Source organism: Vibrio kasasachensis (assembly GCF_050337565.1).
GTDB classification, from domain to species: domain Bacteria; phylum Pseudomonadota; class Gammaproteobacteria; order Enterobacterales; family Vibrionaceae; genus Vibrio; species Vibrio kasasachensis.
The window spans coordinates 16,382-34,095 of sequence record NZ_JAKJTB010000028.1; the positions used below are offsets into that span (position 1 = coordinate 16,382).

21 protein-coding genes are annotated in these 17,714 nt (G+C 42.4%); 5 read left to right on the forward strand and 16 right to left on the reverse strand.

What is annotated here, in order from left to right; genetic code table 11:
- Positions 1-313: 313 nt before the first annotated feature.
- The 4 genes from rpoH to ftsY form a co-directional block, all read right to left on the reverse strand.
- On the reverse strand, positions 314-1,171 hold the full coding sequence (gene rpoH / locus L4C38_RS19610; protein WP_428799235.1) for an RNA polymerase sigma factor RpoH: 858 nt from the start codon (positions 1,169-1,171) through the stop codon (positions 314-316).
- 184 nt (positions 1,172-1,355) lie between these two features.
- A complete protein-coding gene (ftsX, locus tag L4C38_RS19615; RefSeq protein ID WP_428799236.1) occupies positions 1,356-2,318 on the reverse strand; it encodes a permease-like cell division protein FtsX in 963 nt (320 codons plus the stop codon).
- Positions 2,308-2,982, reverse strand: coding sequence for a cell division ATP-binding protein FtsE (ftsE, locus tag L4C38_RS19620; protein WP_428799237.1), 675 nt, complete (start codon positions 2,980-2,982; stop codon positions 2,308-2,310). Before ftsE ends, ftsX begins: the two co-directional genes overlap by 11 nt.
- 27 nt (positions 2,983-3,009) lie before the next feature.
- Entirely contained in the window at positions 3,010-4,203 is a 1,194-nt protein-coding gene (gene ftsY / locus L4C38_RS19625) for a signal recognition particle-docking protein FtsY (RefSeq protein ID WP_428799238.1), read from the reverse strand.
- Positions 4,204-4,414: 211 nt separating this feature from the next.
- Here ftsY and rsmD point away from each other — a divergent pair, with 211 nt between their 5' ends.
- Both rsmD and L4C38_RS19635 read left to right on the forward strand, forming a co-directional pair.
- On the forward strand, positions 4,415-5,014 hold the full coding sequence (gene rsmD / locus L4C38_RS19630; RefSeq protein WP_428799239.1) for a 16S rRNA (guanine(966)-N(2))-methyltransferase RsmD: 600 nt from the start codon (positions 4,415-4,417) through the stop codon (positions 5,012-5,014).
- A gap of 10 nt (positions 5,015-5,024) precedes the next feature.
- Complete coding sequence (locus L4C38_RS19635) at positions 5,025-5,291, forward strand: DUF1145 domain-containing protein (RefSeq protein WP_428799240.1); 267 nt, start codon at positions 5,025-5,027, stop codon at positions 5,289-5,291.
- Positions 5,292-5,338: 47 nt separating this feature from the next.
- On the opposite strand, the gene L4C38_RS19640 is transcribed toward L4C38_RS19635, so the two are convergent.
- The 4 genes from L4C38_RS19640 to L4C38_RS19655 form a co-directional block, all read right to left on the reverse strand.
- Positions 5,339-5,926 carry a YhgN family NAAT transporter gene (locus tag L4C38_RS19640; protein ID WP_428799271.1) on the reverse strand — a complete coding sequence of 196 codons (588 nt, stop codon included), beginning with the start codon at positions 5,924-5,926 and terminating at the stop codon, positions 5,339-5,341.
- A 100-nt stretch (positions 5,927-6,026) separates the two neighbouring features.
- Positions 6,027-6,260 carry a YecH family metal-binding protein gene (locus tag L4C38_RS19645; RefSeq protein ID WP_428799241.1) on the reverse strand — a complete coding sequence of 78 codons (234 nt, stop codon included), beginning with the start codon at positions 6,258-6,260 and terminating at the stop codon, positions 6,027-6,029.
- 69 nt (positions 6,261-6,329) lie between these two features.
- Positions 6,330-6,953, reverse strand: a complete 624-nt coding sequence (locus L4C38_RS19650; protein WP_428799242.1) for a lysoplasmalogenase — start codon at positions 6,951-6,953, stop codon at positions 6,330-6,332.
- A 948-nt stretch (positions 6,954-7,901) separates the two neighbouring features.
- Positions 7,902-8,267 (reverse strand): DUF4145 domain-containing protein, encoded by a 366-nt coding sequence (locus L4C38_RS19655; protein ID WP_428799243.1) that lies wholly within the window; start codon positions 8,265-8,267, stop codon positions 7,902-7,904.
- 251 nt (positions 8,268-8,518) lie between these two features.
- Between L4C38_RS19655 and L4C38_RS19660 the strand changes: the two genes are divergently transcribed.
- On the forward strand, positions 8,519-8,848 hold the full coding sequence (locus L4C38_RS19660; protein WP_428799244.1) for a DUF2500 domain-containing protein: 330 nt from the start codon (positions 8,519-8,521) through the stop codon (positions 8,846-8,848).
- Positions 8,849-8,870: 22 nt separating this feature from the next.
- On the opposite strand, the gene L4C38_RS19665 is transcribed toward L4C38_RS19660, so the two are convergent.
- The 7 genes from L4C38_RS19665 to rhtB all read right to left on the reverse strand — a co-directional run bounded on the left by L4C38_RS19665 (position 8,871) and on the right by rhtB (position 15,149).
- Positions 8,871-9,884, reverse strand: coding sequence for an acyltransferase (locus L4C38_RS19665; protein WP_428799245.1), 1,014 nt, complete (start codon positions 9,882-9,884; stop codon positions 8,871-8,873).
- Between the two features lie 117 nt (positions 9,885-10,001).
- Entirely contained in the window at positions 10,002-11,222 is a 1,221-nt protein-coding gene (gene arsJ, locus L4C38_RS19670; protein ID WP_428799246.1) for an organoarsenical effux MFS transporter ArsJ, read from the reverse strand.
- Positions 11,223-11,286: 64 nt separating this feature from the next.
- A complete protein-coding gene (locus tag L4C38_RS19675) occupies positions 11,287-11,784 on the reverse strand; it encodes a cyclin-dependent kinase inhibitor 3 family protein (RefSeq protein ID WP_428799247.1) in 498 nt (165 codons plus the stop codon).
- Between the two features lie 10 nt (positions 11,785-11,794).
- Positions 11,795-12,796: an ArsJ-associated glyceraldehyde-3-phosphate dehydrogenase gene (locus L4C38_RS19680; protein WP_428799248.1), complete on the reverse strand. Its 1,002-nt coding sequence runs from the start codon at positions 12,794-12,796 to the stop codon at positions 11,795-11,797.
- Between the two features lie 20 nt (positions 12,797-12,816).
- Complete coding sequence (locus L4C38_RS19685) at positions 12,817-13,158, reverse strand: metalloregulator ArsR/SmtB family transcription factor (protein WP_428799249.1); 342 nt, start codon at positions 13,156-13,158, stop codon at positions 12,817-12,819.
- 115 nt (positions 13,159-13,273) lie between these two features.
- Positions 13,274-14,500: an EAL and HDOD domain-containing protein gene (locus tag L4C38_RS19690; RefSeq protein WP_428799250.1), complete on the reverse strand. Its 1,227-nt coding sequence runs from the start codon at positions 14,498-14,500 to the stop codon at positions 13,274-13,276.
- A 31-nt stretch (positions 14,501-14,531) separates the two neighbouring features.
- Positions 14,532-15,149 carry a homoserine/homoserine lactone efflux protein gene (gene rhtB / locus L4C38_RS19695; RefSeq protein ID WP_428799251.1) on the reverse strand — a complete coding sequence of 206 codons (618 nt, stop codon included), beginning with the start codon at positions 15,147-15,149 and terminating at the stop codon, positions 14,532-14,534.
- Between the two features lie 85 nt (positions 15,150-15,234).
- Here rhtB and L4C38_RS19700 point away from each other — a divergent pair, with 85 nt between their 5' ends.
- Complete coding sequence (locus L4C38_RS19700; protein WP_428799252.1) at positions 15,235-16,224, forward strand: alpha/beta fold hydrolase; 990 nt, start codon at positions 15,235-15,237, stop codon at positions 16,222-16,224.
- A gap of 127 nt (positions 16,225-16,351) precedes the next feature.
- Entirely contained in the window at positions 16,352-17,179 is an 828-nt protein-coding gene (locus L4C38_RS19705; RefSeq protein WP_428799253.1) for a Cof-type HAD-IIB family hydrolase, read from the forward strand.
- 27 nt (positions 17,180-17,206) lie between these two features.
- Here the strand turns inward: L4C38_RS19705 and L4C38_RS19710 are convergent, their stop codons facing one another.
- Positions 17,207-17,680 carry an EVE domain-containing protein gene (locus tag L4C38_RS19710; RefSeq protein WP_428799254.1) on the reverse strand — a complete coding sequence of 158 codons (474 nt, stop codon included), beginning with the start codon at positions 17,678-17,680 and terminating at the stop codon, positions 17,207-17,209.
- Positions 17,681-17,714 lie beyond the last annotated feature (34 nt).

Here is a 17,714-nt window from a genome sequence, read left to right on the forward strand (position 1 = left end):
TTATCCACTTACGATCACTTCTTCACCATTTGTGGATAAACCTGTGGATTGCGTTGATAAAGTGTCTAAATCAATTTCGATCCACTAGATGTAGTGATGATCCTTGTTTTTTTGTGTGTAATTATAACTATATCCCCAATCGACATAATGCGTTTAAGCCTTTATTCACCCTGCTTGCTGACATGTAACCAAGAATTTCATCACAGAGTTACCCACAGGGTATTAGAACGAAAGAGATCGCATAAAGTGATCAGGCATAAAAAAACCGAGACCATTTGATCTCGGTTTTTTCTAAATTCTTAGCGCGTCGAAATTACATTTCTCCAACTGCCATTTTAAGCTTCTTCATCGCATTCTTTTCAAGTTGTCGAATACGCTCAGCAGAAACACCATAATTCTCAGCAAGTTCTTGCAAGGTCGATTTCTGATCCACCAACCAACGTGAACGTACAATGTGCTGACTGCGCTCATCAAGAGTTGCTAATGCGTGGCTCAAGCGATTATTAGTATGAGCTTCCCAGTTAGCAGCTTCGACATTTTCTGCCACATCTGATGAATTATCTTCTAGATAAAGCATCGGTGCTAAACTAGATGTGCCATTGTCATCATCATCTGCTGTGAACTCAAAAGTCGCATCTTGAGCCGCTAAACGAGACTCCATTTCACGTACTTCTGATGGTTCTACACCTAACTCACGCGCAACAGTCTCAACTTCACGACTATTAAACCAACCTAAGCGTTTTTTCGACTTACGTAGATTGAAGAACAGTTTGCGTTGCGCTTTAGTTGTTGCGACTTTCACAATACGCCAATTACGTAAAACGTACTCATGAATTTCTGCTTTAATCCAATGAACAGCAAAGGATACCAAGCGAACCCCAACTTCTGGGTTAAAGCGCTTTACCGCTTTCATAAGACCGATATTGCCTTCTTGAATCAAGTCAGCCATTGGCAGACCATAACCAGAGTAACCGCGAGCAACATGCACGACAAAACGCAGATGCGAAAGGATCAAGCCCTTAGCAGCATCGATCTCGCCGTTATAATGTAAACGCTCTGCAAGTTCACGTTCTTCGTCAACTTTCAGCATTGGATACCGATTCACTGAACGGATGTAGCTATCTAAGCTATCTTGTGAAACTGCAGCTATCGCATACGCTTGCTTAGTCATTCAAGTCCTCATCAAACTATGATCTGGATTGGTAGTTTTAGATCATCAATACTGAACCCTAAATGAACAGGATTCACACAACAGGATCTAAAATTGTTCAAACAAAATGTCTCAACGAGTGAAAAAGTATACGGTAGCGTCTACTTTTTGCAAGTAAAGTTGTGATAAATATTTAATCACTTATTTAAACTGGCTCTATTTCATTGAGATGGCGTTGGGCCGACACTTTTGCCGCCAAACAACCTAGAAATGTGCCCAACATCAGTAACAGTAAGGTTTCGTCCCAACTTAAACCGATTAATCGGAAGTGGCTATCATACAGAACCGCTAATTGTTCCACACTGCTGTTAAGTAAAATTGTGATTAGCGCTGTAAGAATCCAAGCGGTTAACGAACCAAGCAAACCAAGCCACATACCGGAATATAAGTATGGTCGTAAAATGAAACCATCTGTCGCACCAATCAATTTCATGGTTTGTATTTCATGTTTGTTGGCTTGGACATTAAAGCGTAACGTATTACCGACAATTAAAAACACTGAGCCCAGCATCAATACCGATAGTGTTACCACAATACCCGCCACCAAGTTCTTGATTGCATCAAGACGACTTAACCAATCTTCATCCATACGAACATCGCTAATTTCATCTTCCACACGCACTCGCTCAGCTAACGCACTAACAGCTTGCTTGTCATCACTCGCAGGAGAAATAACTAGTACACCTGGTAGTGAATAATCTTCTAACAATGAAATAGCCTGATCAAAGCCTGAGTACTGGCTCAAGTCTGCTAAACCTTGCTGCGGCGAAATGTATTCCACCGCCATCACTTCAGGCAAACTCTCTAACTCATCTTTCAACACCATGATTCGAGGTTCTGATGTTTGTTCTTTAATATAAGCACTGACATGAGATGGACCAGCGACACTCGTCGTCGCCACCGCAATGTTTTTGCCAAGAAGATAGAGTGTAGCAGGCAATGTCAGCGCCATCGAAATGACGGCTAGAGTTAAGACATTACCCATCGGGCGCGACCACAGATTAAGAAATGAAACTTTCGCCTGTTTAAAATGAATAGAAAAATAGCTATCGCGTTTAACGCGATCAGTCTTTTTCGCCGCCTTCTTATTGCGCGTATTAGCGGCCATAATCTTCAACCTCACTCAAAAAACCTTGATTCAGCTCCAAGTGGCGATATTGCGGACGTGAATTAACCAAATTTACATCATGCGTGGCGAGCAAAATCGTCACTCCTGCTCGATTGAATTCTTCAAGTAACTTTAACACTCGGTTAGATAGCTCTTGATCTAAGTTACCTGTTGGCTCATCGGCAAGTAGCAAGGTTGGACGATTGACCACCGCGCGTGCAATTCCCACACGCTGCTGCTCGCCACCAGAAAGCTGGCTAGGTAAGCAACGCGCTTTATCCAATAACCCTGTTTTATCCAACGCCGCAGACACACGGCGTTTAATTTCATTCTCAGAGATAGATTCGATACGCATCGGCAAAGCAACATTGTCATAAACCGTACGATCCATCAGTAAGCGATGATCTTGAAATACAATACCAATATTTCGACGTAGTAAAGGAATGTCTTTATTTGGGATCCGGGTGATGTCGTGGCTATTGAAGCTAATTTTTCCGTCGGTTGGACGTTCTATCGCACAAATCAATTTAAGCAGGGTGCTTTTACCAGCACCTGAGTGACCACCCAAAAAGGCCATTTCACCACGATGAAGATGAAAATCGACTTTTTGTAAGGCTTGCCGACCACCACGGTAAGCTTTGCTTACTTGCTGAAACTTAATCACCCGCTGTTCCTCTTACTCACAAACCGATTAATCTTCTCGGCTAAATAGTGCGTCAATAAACTCTTGTGTTTCAAACGGACGCAAATCATCAATACCTTCACCCACACCGATGTATCGAATTGGGATTTGGAATTGGTCTGCCAACGCAAAGATCACGCCGCCTTTTGCCGTACCATCTAGTTTAGTCAGAGTAATACCAGTCACGGGGGCAACATCGCTAAACAATCTCGCTTGGCTAATTGCATTTTGCCCCGTCCCCGCATCTAGAGTCAGCATGACTTCATGTGGGGCTGAATCATCTATCTTTTTCATTACACGGACAATTTTTCGCAATTCTTCCATTAGGTTGGCTTTGTTTTGCAAGCGACCTGCGGTATCCGCAATAACCACATCGAAACCACGAGCTTTCGCCGCTTCAATTGCATCATAAATAACAGAGGCACTATCCGCACCAGTATGTTGAGCAATGACAGGTACATCATTACGCTCTCCCCACACTTGCAACTGTTCAACCGCTGCAGCACGGAAGGTATCCCCTGCCGCCAACATAACTTTTTTACCTTGCGATTGGAATTGCTTCGCAAGCTTACCGATAGTGGTCGTTTTACCAACGCCGTTAACACCAACCATCAAAATTACATAAGGTGTTTTGTTGCTATCAACTTCAAGAGGTTGCTCTACGTTCGACAGAATCTCTGCCAGTTCTTCTTTTAGTAAACCGTATAATGCTTCACCATCTTTAAGATCCTGGCGAGACGCTTTTTCCGTTAAGCTCTCGATGATCTTCAAAGTCGTGTCCATGCCAACATCAGCAATCAATAACTGCTCTTCTAGCTCTTCAAACAAATCATCATCAATTTGCTTTCCTTTGAACAGACCAAAGAAACCTGCTCCAATATTGGCTTTCGTTCGCGCAAGGCTTCGCTTTAGTCGCGCAAAGAAACTTTCCGTTGGTTTTTCTTGTTCTTGCACTCGCTCCACTACAACTGCTTCTGCTTCTGCTTCTGCTTCTGCTTCTGCTTCTGCTTCTGCTTCTGCTTCTGCTTCTGCTTCTGCTTCTGTAGCCTGTTCAATGGGTTCTGGTTCGGCAACGATTTCTTGCTTTTCTTCCACTTCAGGTTGTAATGGTTCTACTTGTTGTTCTTCGCCTGGTTGCTTGACTTGGTCTTCATCACCGAAACCAAGCCAAGAAAGTAATCCACGCTTCTTTTTTTCCGTCATCTGGGGGATATCCTAGATTGTCTTAATTAACTCTCATTCTTTTTCACCCCACCATGGCAGAATGAAAAAAGAAAATGACAACAGAGTGAAAAGTTACCACGCTCAAAGCGATTTAAGGTTACACTTTGTCATCAATGAAATTTGGCTGTACTCAGGGCGTAAACGCTGAGCGACTGGGTATAGTATCACTTTATTAGCGGTCAAAAAATCTATGGTAAGACGTCCCCAGCAAAACACATCACAAAATAAACCTTCAACTGGCTTTGTTCGAATTATTAGTGGCTTATGGCGTGGACGAAAATTGCCCGTTCACGATGCACAAGGACTTCGTCCAACCACCGATCGCGTCAAAGAAACCGTATTTAACTGGTTAGCACAAGATGTACCTCAAGCCAAATGCCTCGACCTGTTTGCAGGCTCGGGTGGCTTAGGTTTTGAAGCAGCTTCACGTCAAGCTGAAATAGTCACATTGATTGAACTCAATCCCGCGGTATTTAAACAACTTGAGAAAAATATAGCATCACTTAAAGCTGTAAATATCGCGGCAAAAAATACCGATGCGTTGGCTTTCTTAAGTCAACCAGGCACACCACAACATGTGGTCTTTATCGACCCACCATTTCGTAAAGGATTGTTAAGCGAAACAGTATCCTTACTTGAACAAAATGGTTGGCTCGCTGAAGATGCCATGATTTATATTGAAACTGAAAAAGAGCTGCCCATTGATGGTATTCCGGAAAATTGGCATTTGTACCGCGAAAAGAATGCAGGTCAAGTGAGCTTCCGCCTTTACCATCGACAACCAGCATAAAGGACAAATGATGAAAGCACTGATTATGTTAGCAAAAGCCGCGATTGGATTTGTATGGTTTATTCTAATCCTTAATATTTTTATGCCATTTCCTGGCACAGCGGCAATCGCACTTTATATTCTAACGGCATTTCTGTTTTTTATGCATGGTTTGCAAATGCTGATCTTCATCGGTGCGTTCGGTGACAAGATTGAGATGAGTAGCTGGGAAAAATGGTCGATATTGATATTTGGTATATTTTCCCTACTCGATATCCGTCGTAAGCATATGATGTAAAAAGTACTGAAATAAAAACGCCGCTCTTGAAAGCGGCGTTTTTATTTCTAAATATTCATGTAACTTTTCATACCATCAAGGAACATCTGTGTAGAGATCATTACGAGCAATAACCCCATCAAGCGCTCTACCGCCTTTAAACCCCTTTCACCTAATAGTCGATGTAACACACCGGAAAACATCAGAATAATAAATGTCGCTAACCACGCGATAAAAACGGCACCGGAGAGCTCTACCAATCTATTGGGGTGCTGTGTAGACAACAATAGTATTGCTGCAATCACTGATGGACCAGCCAACATTGGGATCGCCATTGGCACTATGAATGGCTCTTCTCCCGCAGCAAGTCCAGTCACGCTGCCAGCTGAAGGGAAGATCATTTTGATCGCAATAATAAAGAGAATGATGCCGCCAGAAATACTCAATGTTTCAGGCTGTACATGCAAGAAAGCCATGATGCTTTTTCCTGCAAACAGGAACAACAACAAAATCGCTAAAGCAAAAAATAACTCTCTAATCAGTATGATACGACGTCGTTTAGGTTCTAAATGTTTTAAAATCGATAGAACAATCGGGAGATTTCCCAATGGGTCCATAATCAAAAACAGCAAGGTCGCTGCCGAAATAATGTCCATCATTTACCTCCAAGACTTTTCGGCGAAGTATATACCGATCTCAGCGGTAATGCCTGTTTACCTTAAACCTTAGCGATTTCAAGGCACTTTAAACTCAACTCTAATGGCTACAAACTTGCTCTAAATTAATCGCCCAGCGCTCACCGACTTGGGTAATTTTCTGTTTTTCGATAAAGAAGGTGAGTAGTTTTTCAAAGTCAAAATCGGCTAGTTTGCAGGTACGAAACTTTACTTGCTCGCCAAACTCAACCAAAACAGCTTCACGTAACTCTTGTTCAGTCATTGGTTTTTCGCGTAATAAATTAAGCACTTTGTGGGCATGAATTTCATTCATTGTAGATAACTCCTGAAGATGTAAAACACCGCCAAGAATAGAGGATCCAAAGCTCATCCGTCTTTGATATCAGATAATGAAGGAGGCCGTTATTAACGAATGGGCTAACAAATAGCTACCTGAAATGAGGTAGCGCCCCAAAAAAATAGAATGGCGGAAGTCATGGATCGCTAATAGTACTGCGGAAGTGGTTAAAGACATACTACCAATAAACGCGAATAGAGCTTGCTGGCTTTGTTGTAACAGCCATAACTCACCCGTAACCCAATTTAACTGCAATAACACCATGCCCATAATAACAACAGGAAAGATCAGACGGTCTATTTTGGGAAGCAGTAAGAAAAACGCAACGATACCCATAGCCAATAGCATAGCAGCCAGCCACCAGACAACTTCTCCAGAGAGCTGCAACCAAAAAGAAGTGCTATAACAAAGCTGAGCAGCAATAAAACCCGCAAAGCAGAAACGTTTGAAACCCTTCGTAATATAAAGACCATCAGCAAACATAGATATAACAAGCCCAAGCGAAACCCACCACTCAAGCTGCCCAACTAAGCTCTCTTGCCCCCAAAGCATAAAAAGTAGTAATACCAGTGAAAAACAAGAAAAAAACATCGCTTGTTTAGGTTGGTTATTTTCACAAGCAGAGGTTGAAATAAACCCCGATAGTGCGACAGCAAGCCAGCTCCACATGATGACACCTCTATAACTTCGAACGGCCAGTTTAGGCACGGAGTGTCAATTGTCCACAATCAGACCAAAAAACTTGGATCTTGGTAGCGATTCAATCCTGATTCGTTTTTCTACCATCACATTTCGATTTCAATACTCATCATTTTTAGCAAAAAAAATCCACTTTCTAGCCTGACAACCAGTAAGCCAAATAAAAGCAAATAAAGACAAATTTCCGGAATAAAACAACAAACAAAAATAATCAATTTATTCATCAAATACAGAGTCTTACATAAAAAAATAGCAATTTAGAGCCAAGAGCAATGATGTACTACAAAAACTGAAAATAATTTTTTGCCTAGTAAATCACATAGCACTCTTACTGGATGAGAATTTATTGCATCCAAGCATAGAATAAAAAGCAAAAACCACGATAAACAAGCAAAAATACGATCTAGCAAACCGAACACACCAAAAACACAAAAAAAACAAGCGAACACTTATTAAACGCATTTTTTATTGTTTATTTACAGCAACTTAAATACAAACCCCAATTAAAAACAAAAAATCACCAACAGGAGAAGTGATAAATTGCATACGGCATAATGCGATAAATCGGCATAATCGAGACCATTAATTTGTTTTTTTAGTCTGTTTTGCGCTTATTCCTTGATCAAAGCAGTAAAATTCTGCTATTCTGTAAAACATAGATTCCAACATCATCTTTAGGGAGCACAACTATGATTACTTCTTCACAAAAACAAGGACTTGTAATGATCGCAGTCATCGTTGGTTTGATGACTCTTCCGATGATGTACTAGTTCAAATTTAAAAAGCAAAAAGGGACGCCATGGCGTCCCTTTTTGCTTTATGCCCGAATAATAGACAATTGCCGAACAATAATTAAGCGCACTTCAAATTTTGCACCTTTCACTAAAACTATCTATTTTATTCATTTCAATTCAATAATTAGAAGTGTTCAGATAAAACATCCCAATGAGCGTAATAAAACAGCATTGCAGCTATAGTGATCAACGTCATCAGTGATATTGCAACTCGCCAAATAAAGCGACTACTTCTAGGTGTGAGCTCTTTTTCGCACTCATCGCAAACTGCAAGAAACTCACGACGATTCTCTAGTTCATAATCATATTCATGAACCACTTTATTACGAACAGTTGCGATAAAACGCAGCTTACCCACAATGGTATGAGGTAAGCGTTCTTCACAGCTAGTAATCAACTGATGTAGACCTTTACCTTTGGCATGGTATTGTGTTCGCAGCAGATGCTCGATCTTGCGGGTGCGTGTAACTACGCTATCGATATCTGACATAACTTCTCTCCCTGTATCTGTACTACAGCTTCCATCCCTATTCTCATTCTAATAAAACAAGTTGCAAAGCTAATCATACAAATGAATTATCTAATTATGACTAGATTAACGAGTTAAGCATCAATAGCTTGTGATATAGATCGAAGATCTATTTTCGACATGAACATTATGTGCTTTATATCTCAGAGCATAGTCAACATCACGTCGAAAAAGTAGCTAGAATGCACCCTTAAGTTCATGGGGAGGAACTGATGCCTATTTCAATATTTTTCGCCATTGCTTTGCTATGTCTTTTGGCGGGTTGGGTTTTTACCAATTTCTATCGTCGGCACATGCAAGGTGAAAATGCGCCGGAGCAAAGCGTCGATGTCATTGTATTAGACAAACAGGTCATTGAGATTGAAGACGCTTCACTAGGTCAAGATGATCAAGAATATTGGATCTACGTCCAACGAGGTCGCCTGGGACCAAAACGGGAATTTCAAATCGGCATTCACTATTTTCACGCATTAAACCCTGGCGACAAAGGCACACTCACCTATCAAGGTGATAAATTCCTTCATTTCGCAATGAAGCGCTAATCCATTCTTGCTAATGTCATCACTAAGGCAACAGCCATGCTGTTGTTTTTGCTCGCGCTAGTAACCAACTTAATGCTAGCGCACCACCACCACTAATTAATATCCATAACGGAATAACCCAAACTGGGTGCCCTTGATACCATTCAAACGCTTTCATCGGCCACAAAAAAATTGGATGCAGTATATAAATACCTAGGCTGTACTGACTGATAAATCCAATCACGCTATTCGCCCGCGAGGAAAGGAATTCGCACATATAGCGGCAAACTATAAAAATCATACTCGCAGCCAAGACTACATTCAGCGTCTTATAAGACAACCAACGACCTACCGTATATTCCCCTATATCAACACTATTCGAGATCACCATAAAAACGGTGAGCATCAAAGAGATTCCCCCTAACCATGTCAAACCAATCACAGCCAAGCGGCTAAGTGGCAATTTTTGATACAGTAGGTAACCAAGGGGCAAGTAACCACTGTAAAGCCACATCTCAGCACTCCAAGGCCCTTTTATACCCAACAGATACAATAAGGTCGTCACTAACCAAATACCAACATAAGCGTACAGTGCGCCATCATTGCCTTGCTTTACGACCCATTGAAAAAATGGGATCACAAAATAGAGCGGAATGAAGTAGTAAAAAAAACCAAGATGGTAGTAAGTAGCATGGCTTGGGCTTTCGAGTAACACCTCTTTCGCCACTTGGCTATCAAAGCCTTGTGCTGACCAACCAGAAAGGTAAGCGTAAAACAGCGACCAAATTAAAAATGGCACCATCACTTTACCCAAACGGCGTCTGATATAATAACCAATCTCAAATTCGCGTTTATCGTTCAACATTAACGCGCCAGTGATCAAAATAAACACCGGCACCGCCCAGCGGCTAATGCTGTTTATTGAGACTGCCGTAGCCCATTGATCAAATGGAATCATCCCCAATTCATGTCGATAAGGCGCAAGGACATGAATAGCGATGACAGCAATGGCAGCTACGCAACGTAAAAGATCAAAAAAACGAACACGTTCTCTCATAAACGACCAATCGATAAACCAAGTGTATTGAATATAGCAATAAAAAAGCCGACTAAACCAATGTGATGTAACGGTTTAGTCAGCTTTTAGTAAACGTTTAAAAATGTCAGGTGATGATTACGAGCTCGCAACTACCTCTAACTTAGGTAGCCTAATAGAGATAAGCGTGGTAATGACAAGGAAAACAAATGATACCCATAAGCAAGCTGAAAGACCTGCCATTTGAAATACCCATCCCGATAATATCGTACCGATTAGGCGCCCCATGGCATTCGCCATATAGTAGAAGCCAACATCCAGTGATACCCCATCACCTTTGGCATAACTGACAATCAAATATGAGTGCAGTGAAGAGTTAATGGCAAAAACGGCACCAAATACAAACAAGCCCACCACGATAACCCATTGTGGATGCCATTCAATTTGGACCGCGTAAGCAATACCTCCGGTGATAACCGCCAGTAACGCCACCCACACTAAGGCTGCGTGGCCATCAGGTACTCGTCCTTGTGCTTTACCGGTGATCTTCGGGGCTATGCCTTGCACCAAACCATAAGCGATGACCCAAAGTGCAAGAAATCCCCCCACCCATAAATGAGACCAACCAAATGTACTGCCTAGGTAAATAGGCAACGCAATAACAAACCATACATCACGGGCACCAAACAAAAACATACGTGCGGCAGAGAGAATATTTATCGACTCTGATTTAGAAAAAATTTGGCTAAACTTAGGCTTAATCGTCGCTTTACCCAAGTTACTTTCTAGACCCAACAAACTCCCCAGTAAAACAAGAGTTAGTACGCCAGCCATGAGTAATACTGCCGTTTTGAAACCCACCAGCGAAAGCAATAAGCCACCGACAAAGAAACCGACCCCTTTCAACGCATTCTTTGAACCAGTAAGGATCGCTACCCACTTGTACAAAGCGCCTTGCTGATCATCTGGCACCAAGGTTTTAATTGAACTCTTAGCACTCATCTTATTCAGGTCTTTTGCAATACCCGACATCGCTTGTGCCAACATAACCCAAGGAATTGTCAGCCAAGCATTTGGCACGGCGAGCATAACTAGCGCTGCAATTTGCATCGCCAACCCTAGATTCATGGTTTTGTTTAGCCCTAGCCTCGCGCCTAACCAACCACCAATTAAATTCGTGACCACACCGAAAAATTCATAAAATAGAAAAAGTGAGGCAATTTCCAGCGTACCGTAGCCCAAATCATGGAAATACAGCACCACCAGCATTCGAAGCGCACCATCTGTGATGGTGAAGTTCCAATAATTAAACGTCACCAGCATGTATTGGCGAACACTTTTGCTCAAATTGGAAAACATAGACCACCTTATATGAACAGCTAAGAGAGCTTTTGGACACCCATGTTCCAAAAGCTGCCACGACCTAAGATTCGCCTTGAGCAACCTGCTCGATATAAGTTACTTGAATAGGTTTAGTAAACGCACCAGGGCGCAATGCTTGAACCTGAGAAATAATTTCGTCTAATGCCCATTCACGCTCTAGGAGTAAATGCGCAGCGAGTAACCCTGTTCGACCAGAACCACCCATGCAGTGCATGGCGACTTTACCACCTTGATTAACAATCTCATGCAGTGCTGGCGATGCAACTTGCCACTTCGCGGCAAAGTTATCATTCGGCGCACAATCGTCTTCAATTTCAATCTGAAACCACTGCATGCCAAGCTCTTTCGTCAGTGAACCAAGTTGAAGCACGTTCTTCTCAGCCAGTTCAGAGTAATCAAGCGCGGTCACAATCGCCTGAACACCTTGCGCCTTCAATTGTTCCAAGCTTTCTTGTAATGAAGCCTCTTTGGTTCCCGGGCAAGGGGTTAAAATCAGTGCGCCCTCATCGACACTCAGTTGCCATGTTGGATGTGTCATTACTTTCTCCTTATACCAAGCCGACTTTACGGACTAACTCCGCCGTGCGGGTTGCATAACCCATTTCGTTATCGTACCAAGCATAAATTTTTACCATGCGCGTACCGACAACCATGGTCGATTGCGCATCAACGATGGTCGAACGCGGATCACCCTTATAGTCAATTGACACCAATGGGCGATCTTCAAAGCCAAGAATACCTTTGAGTTCCCCTTCTGAAGCTTGCTCCAAGAGTGCATTAACTTCTTGCGCTGTAGTGTCGCGTTTCACATCAAAAATAATGTCGGTAAGTGACGCATTCGCCAGCGGCACTCGCACTGCGTGACCATTGATCTTGTCTTTAAGCTCAGGAAAAATCTCTACAATTGCGGTTGCCGAACCCGTCGTAGTTGGAATTAAACTCATACCACAGGCTCGAGCACGGCGTAGATCTTTATGTGGTGCATCGAGAATAGTTTGTGTATTAGTTAAATTGTGAATGGTGGTAAATGAAGATTGCTCAATACCCAACTTTTCATTGATCACTTTGACGACAGGTGCAATACAGTTGGTGGTACACGAAGCTGCAGTCACAATACGATGAACATCAGGGTTAAAGATTTCATCATTTACCCCCATCACGATATTCGCGACGCCCTCTTCTTTTACTGGTGCAGACACCACAACCCGTTTTACACCTTGTGCGAGGTATTTATTCAGAAATTCAGTTTTACGATGAACACCTGTCGCCTCAATTACGACATCGCAACCAGACCAATCGACAGAGTCGATCTCTTTTTCACAAGTCGTCTTAATCCGCTGACCAGCGATAATCATCTCATCGCCTTCCGTGCTCACTTCATAACCCCAGCGTCCTTGTACCGAATCAAATTCAAGTAAATGGGCAAGAGTGTTGCAATCACCTGCCACATCATTAACCAAAACAAACTCGATCTCCGGCCAATCAAATGCCGCGCGAAGTGCTAGGCGACCAATACGCCCAAAACCGTTTATTCCTACTTTAATCGTCATAATCGTGTCTCTTTCTAAATTTATTGGCAGCACACAGGACGAGCCTGTATCGCGTGAAGTCTTGAAGTATCTAGTTGGTATTGGGTTTTTAAGCAGTTTGAAGCAACCAGATCATCAATCAATTTATTCATCCATCCTGGAAGCGATGATGAACGGCGATAGAACACCCATTGACCTTGACGCACATCCACCAAGACGCCACTAGAGCGCAACTGAGCAAGGTGACGAGAAATCTTCGGCTGGCTTTCTTGTAGTGCTTGCGTTAACTCACCTACGGACAAACACTCTTCTCGCATAATTAACATCAAGCAACGCACTCGAGTTTCGTCAGAAAGTAACTTGAAAAACTGATGGGGCAACATAAATATACTCACATATGGATATGCATATATTCTTATTTATTTTAAAACCAAGATCAAGCGTCTCAGAGCACGTGTCATAAAACATTCATTTAAGAGATGAGCAGGATTAGGGCAACTAACTGATTTTTTGGATGGATTGGCTCCAACGCTGAGCTTCCGAAATATTCAACATTACATCATCAATAGACAAGTTGAGCAGATCACAGGCACTTTGCATACCTTGCCAATCAGCTCGCTCATAGCATTCTTCAATCGTCAGCAATATTCCGTAAGGACCTTGGCGCTCTAATAAAGCTAACCTAATCGCTTGGCTAAGTGGCAATTGGTCTACTAGATATTCAATAGAAAGATCGAACATTGCATCTAATATCGAGAACAAGCCAATAAGGAAAGCTTGCTCTTTATGCTGTTGTAATGGGTTATGAGTCGACATTAATGAGCAAAACTGCGCTCTCTGCAAAGACAAACACAGCAGTTCACGGGGTTTCTTGGTGGAGATGAAAGAGGCAACCGTTAAAGAGACAAACATTTTTAGTCGATCTTGCCCCAGATAAATTAACGCTTGTCGAAATGAAGAGATAGTCACTTCCAATCGGTCAGAAAGGCTGTTTACAAAATGGAGTAATTTGTATGAAAGCGTCGCATCCCTTGCCACAATGCGTTCTACCTTCGCAAAATCAACTTCCGTTTGACATACTTCTTTAAACAGCTCCATAGCAATCATTTGCTCTGGGCTGATATAACGCTGGCGTATCATTTCAGGTTTGCTAAAGAAAAAACCTTGGAAAAAATGAAAGCCAGCTTCACGAACCTTGGTAAATTCTTGCTCTGTCTCGACACGTTCCGCTAAGTACTTTCGCTTGCTACCTGCAGCTAAACGTTGTTTTACGAACTGACAAGCATTCTCTAAACCCATCGCGCAAATATCGATTTTTACTATTTGCACTAAAGGTAAGAAACGCTCCCACTCTACACTGTAGGCAAAATCATCCAGTGCGATAATATAGCCATGGCGCTTAATTTCAAGAATCGCCTCATACAACTCGTCAGTAGGCTGACAAGTCTCTAAGACTTCTATCACGATTTTTTCTTTCGGTAACGATAAAGGCAGACGACGCAACAGGCTTTGGTACGGAAAATTCACAAAACAACGAGAATGGGCAATGGCAGGGTTAGTGCCAATGCTCAAAAAATTTTCAGCAATTAAACGGTAAGTCGCTCGGTTCGATTCTATATGTGCAGGGTAAGCGTTCTGCTCCCCATCACGAAACAGCAACTCGTACCCGAGGGTTTGCCTTCGAGCATTGAGTATTGGTTGTCTCGCTACATAAGTATCTTTCATTTTTCACTATATTATTAATATTATCAGTATTTTACGATTTAGCTGTGGCTAATAGTGCACCACAACCAACAAACATGGAACCAAATACTTTGTTGATCTTCCCCATCACTCTCTCAGAACGGATGAAACGTCCCATTTGCGATGCCAGCGTGGTGTAACCCAGCATCACAATTGCGTCAATCACCACAGTTGTAATACCTAAAACAGCAAACTGAATCAATTGCGGCTGGCTTGGGTTAATAAATTGCGGAAATAGCGCGACCAAAAAAACTATGGATTTAGGATTGGTCAAATTAATCACTATTGCACTACGCAACAACGCCCAACCTGAGCGGTGATCATCGCCACTGAGAGTCGCTAAACTCGTTTTGTCGCGCCACTTTTGAATGCCTAACCAAACAAGATAAGCTGCACCTACCCATTTAATCACTGTAAACGCCATTGCAGACTGCGCTACCAGCGCACCAATACCAGCGCCAACCAAAATAATGTGGCAAGCCAAACCGATCTGTAGCCCAACTATCGCCCCTAAAGATTTACGCGTACCGTAGCTCAAACCATTACTGATCGAGTTGACTGTACCAGATCCCGGAGCCAAGCTAAAAACGGTTGCGGTTACTAGATACGCCAACCAAACATGCAATTCCATGTTGTATTACCCCTCGACTAATCTATATTAGCCAAACATAATTAAAACTTGTCGTAAAACCCAAAGAAATTTAGGTTCACAAACCATGACCACTAACAGCGCAGTCAATCCGCCTCCTTATACTCAAGAGTCTCATTTTGAGCAAGCAATCAATAAGGAAATTGCTGATCTCTGGAGCACTCGCAAAGAAGGTTTTTTACGCTCACCAGACAGACGCAATCTGTTTTGGGTTTCACTCACTTCAGAACACCATACTAAAGCAATTGTAGTCGTAAATGGGCGAATAGAATGCACCTATAAATACCAAGAGCTTTTCTACGATCTGTATCGCCAAGGTTATAACATTTATTCCTACGATCATCGTGGTCAAGGACTCTCCGATCGCTTAGTGAAAAGTCGCGATATTGGTTATGTTGAAGAGTTTGATGATTATGTACAAGACTTAGCGTTGATGGTGAAGCAGTTTGATTTAAGTCGCTACAAAAAGCGCTTTCTACTCGGTCACTCAATGGGCGGCAATGTTATTGCTCGCTATATACAAACTCATCCCAAACACTCTTTCGATGCCATGGCACTCAGTGCGCCAATGTTTGGCGTTAATATCGCATGGTATTTAAAACCCATTGCGCGTTGGGTTGGCCAATTACTTACGGCGTTCCACGCCGAGCCGACTTATGCTCCAGGGCAAGCGCCATACTATTCAAAACCCTACAAAGGTAATTTGCTCAGCCAAAGTCATACTCGTTATCAATGGTTTCGCCAGCTTTATGACAACCAACCCGAGCTACAAGTTGGTGGCGCAAGTACACGTTGGGTATGGCAAGGGCTCATCTCCTGTAAGCAAAGTCTTTTAATGACACGTCAGGTGAAGATACCGCTACTGCTCTTGCAAGCCAGCAATGATCAAATCGTTGCCAACGACGCTCAAGTGCAATTCATTAAAAAACTGGCCAAAACCAATAGGCATTGCGCCATGCATATTATCTACGGTGCAAAACACGAACTCTTTTTCGAGCAAGACAAGTATCGCAACCAAGCATTACAGAGCACACTACAATTTTTCTCAGCTCACTGAGCTAAATAAAAATAAGGAAATAGTGCGACTGTTTTTTACCCTCTTTTTCGTTCCTCAATTGGAGTAAACTTAGTGTTCTCGCAATTCGGTTCTTCGCATTGCAGCGTTATGTTCAAATGAGGGTAATATGATCACAACACGCAAAGATACTCCATTCCAGCTGGTAGCCTCGGATCTTGACGGTACGCTTTTAGCTCCCGATCATAAACTGAGTGATTTCTCAAAGAGAACGCTTAAAGATCTCCATGACAAAGGCTTCACATTTATCTTTGCAACTGGTCGTCACCACATTGATGTTGCCGGTATTCGTGAGCATGTGGGCATTCCTGCTTACATGGTGACTTCAAACGGTGCACGCGTTCATGATCAGAACGACAAGCTAATGTATAGCAACAACGTACCAATGGATTTAGTCGCAAAAGTGATCGACACGATCAAAGTTGATCCTGAAATTTTCATTCACATCTACCGCAACGAAGACTGGATGCTCGATCGTGATGACGAATTCTTGCGCAACTACCACGAAGAATCTGGTTTTAGCTATACCTTGTACGATGTGAACAACCCACCAACAGATGGCATAGCAAAATTGTTCTTCACCCATCCAAATCAAGAGCACGATTACTTAGTTAAATTTGAACAACAACTGAATGAGAAGTTTGGCGAGCAATTAAATATCGCCTTCTCAACACCTTGGTGTTTAGAAGTAATGGCAGCGAACGTATCCAAAGGTGGAGCGCTTAAAGTGATCGCCGAATCGCTTAACTTAGGTCTTGAAAACTGTATTGCTTTTGGTGATGGCATGAACGATGTGGAAATGCTGCAAATGGCAGGTAAAGGGTTAGTAATGGAAACCTCTCACCAACGATTGAAAGATACATTACCAAACAATGAAGTGATTGGTAGTAACGCTGATGACGCGGTAGCTCACTATCTGCAAGATCATCTATTGTAATTTCGATATAGGCAGCTTCGGTTGCCTTTATTTTTGCCGCGATGGCAGGTGCTCTTTGGTTAGAATCGCTTGCCACTCCGCCTCAGAAACAGGCATAACCGAGAGGCGATTGCCACGCTTCACTAGTGGTAAACCCGTCAATTCTGGCATCGCTTTTAATACCGCTAACGGAATCACACGATCCATTTTTCTAACAAACTCAATATCGACCATAAACCAGCGTGGTTTTTCCACGGTTGACTTTGCATCAAAGTAATCACTTTCCATATCAAAAGAAAAATGATCGGGGTAAGACTCTCTCGTCACTTTAGCTATTCCAGCAACACCCACGTTTTTACATGAGGAGTGGTATATCAACACTAAATCACCTTCCTTCACTTCGTCACGTAACATATTACGTGCTTGGTAATTACGTACCCCTTCCCAACATGAACAGTTTTGTGTCTGTAGAGTGTCAATTGAGAAAGTGTCTGGTTCAGTTTTAAACAGCCAATATGCCATAATGTCCTCAGTATAAATTCGGAGAAGGAAGATA

Coding starts and splice junctions, on each gene's coding strand:
- L4C38_RS19665 (WP_428799245.1), bottom strand. CDS start 9,884: ATGAGAGAACGTGTTCGTTTTTTTGATCTTTTACGTTGCGTAGCTGCC.
- rsmD (WP_428799239.1), top strand. CDS start 4,415: ATGGTAAGACGTCCCCAGCAAAACACATCACAAAATAAACCTTCAACT.
- L4C38_RS19655 (WP_428799243.1), bottom strand. CDS start 8,267: ATGTCAGATATCGATAGCGTAGTTACACGCACCCGCAAGATCGAGCAT.
- L4C38_RS19635 (WP_428799240.1), top strand. CDS start 5,025: ATGAAAGCACTGATTATGTTAGCAAAAGCCGCGATTGGATTTGTATGG.
- L4C38_RS19645 (WP_428799241.1), bottom strand. CDS start 6,260: ATGAATGAAATTCATGCCCACAAAGTGCTTAATTTATTACGCGAAAAA.
- L4C38_RS19700 (WP_428799252.1), top strand. CDS start 15,235: ATGACCACTAACAGCGCAGTCAATCCGCCTCCTTATACTCAAGAGTCT.
- L4C38_RS19690 (WP_428799250.1), bottom strand. CDS start 14,500: ATGAAAGATACTTATGTAGCGAGACAACCAATACTCAATGCTCGAAGG.
- rpoH (WP_428799235.1), bottom strand. CDS start 1,171: ATGACTAAGCAAGCGTATGCGATAGCTGCAGTTTCACAAGATAGCTTA.
- rhtB (WP_428799251.1), bottom strand. CDS start 15,149: ATGGAATTGCATGTTTGGTTGGCGTATCTAGTAACCGCAACCGTTTTT.
- L4C38_RS19640 (WP_428799271.1), bottom strand. CDS start 5,926: ATGGACATTATTTCGGCAGCGACCTTGCTGTTTTTGATTATGGACCCA.
- L4C38_RS19650 (WP_428799242.1), bottom strand. CDS start 6,953: ATGTGGAGCTGGCTTGCTGTCGCACTATCGGGGTTTATTTCAACCTCT.
- ftsX (WP_428799236.1), bottom strand. CDS start 2,318: ATGGCCGCTAATACGCGCAATAAGAAGGCGGCGAAAAAGACTGATCGC.
- arsJ (WP_428799246.1), bottom strand. CDS start 11,222: ATGTTTTCCAATTTGAGCAAAAGTGTTCGCCAATACATGCTGGTGACG.
- L4C38_RS19680 (WP_428799248.1), bottom strand. CDS start 12,796: ATGACGATTAAAGTAGGAATAAACGGTTTTGGGCGTATTGGTCGCCTA.
- L4C38_RS19685 (WP_428799249.1), bottom strand. CDS start 13,158: ATGTTGCCCCATCAGTTTTTCAAGTTACTTTCTGACGAAACTCGAGTG.
- L4C38_RS19710 (WP_428799254.1), bottom strand. CDS start 17,680: ATGGCATATTGGCTGTTTAAAACTGAACCAGACACTTTCTCAATTGAC.
- L4C38_RS19660 (WP_428799244.1), top strand. CDS start 8,519: ATGCCTATTTCAATATTTTTCGCCATTGCTTTGCTATGTCTTTTGGCG.
- L4C38_RS19705 (WP_428799253.1), top strand. CDS start 16,352: ATGATCACAACACGCAAAGATACTCCATTCCAGCTGGTAGCCTCGGAT.
- L4C38_RS19675 (WP_428799247.1), bottom strand. CDS start 11,784: ATGACACATCCAACATGGCAACTGAGTGTCGATGAGGGCGCACTGATT.
- ftsY (WP_428799238.1), bottom strand. CDS start 4,203: ATGACGGAAAAAAAGAAGCGTGGATTACTTTCTTGGCTTGGTTTCGGT.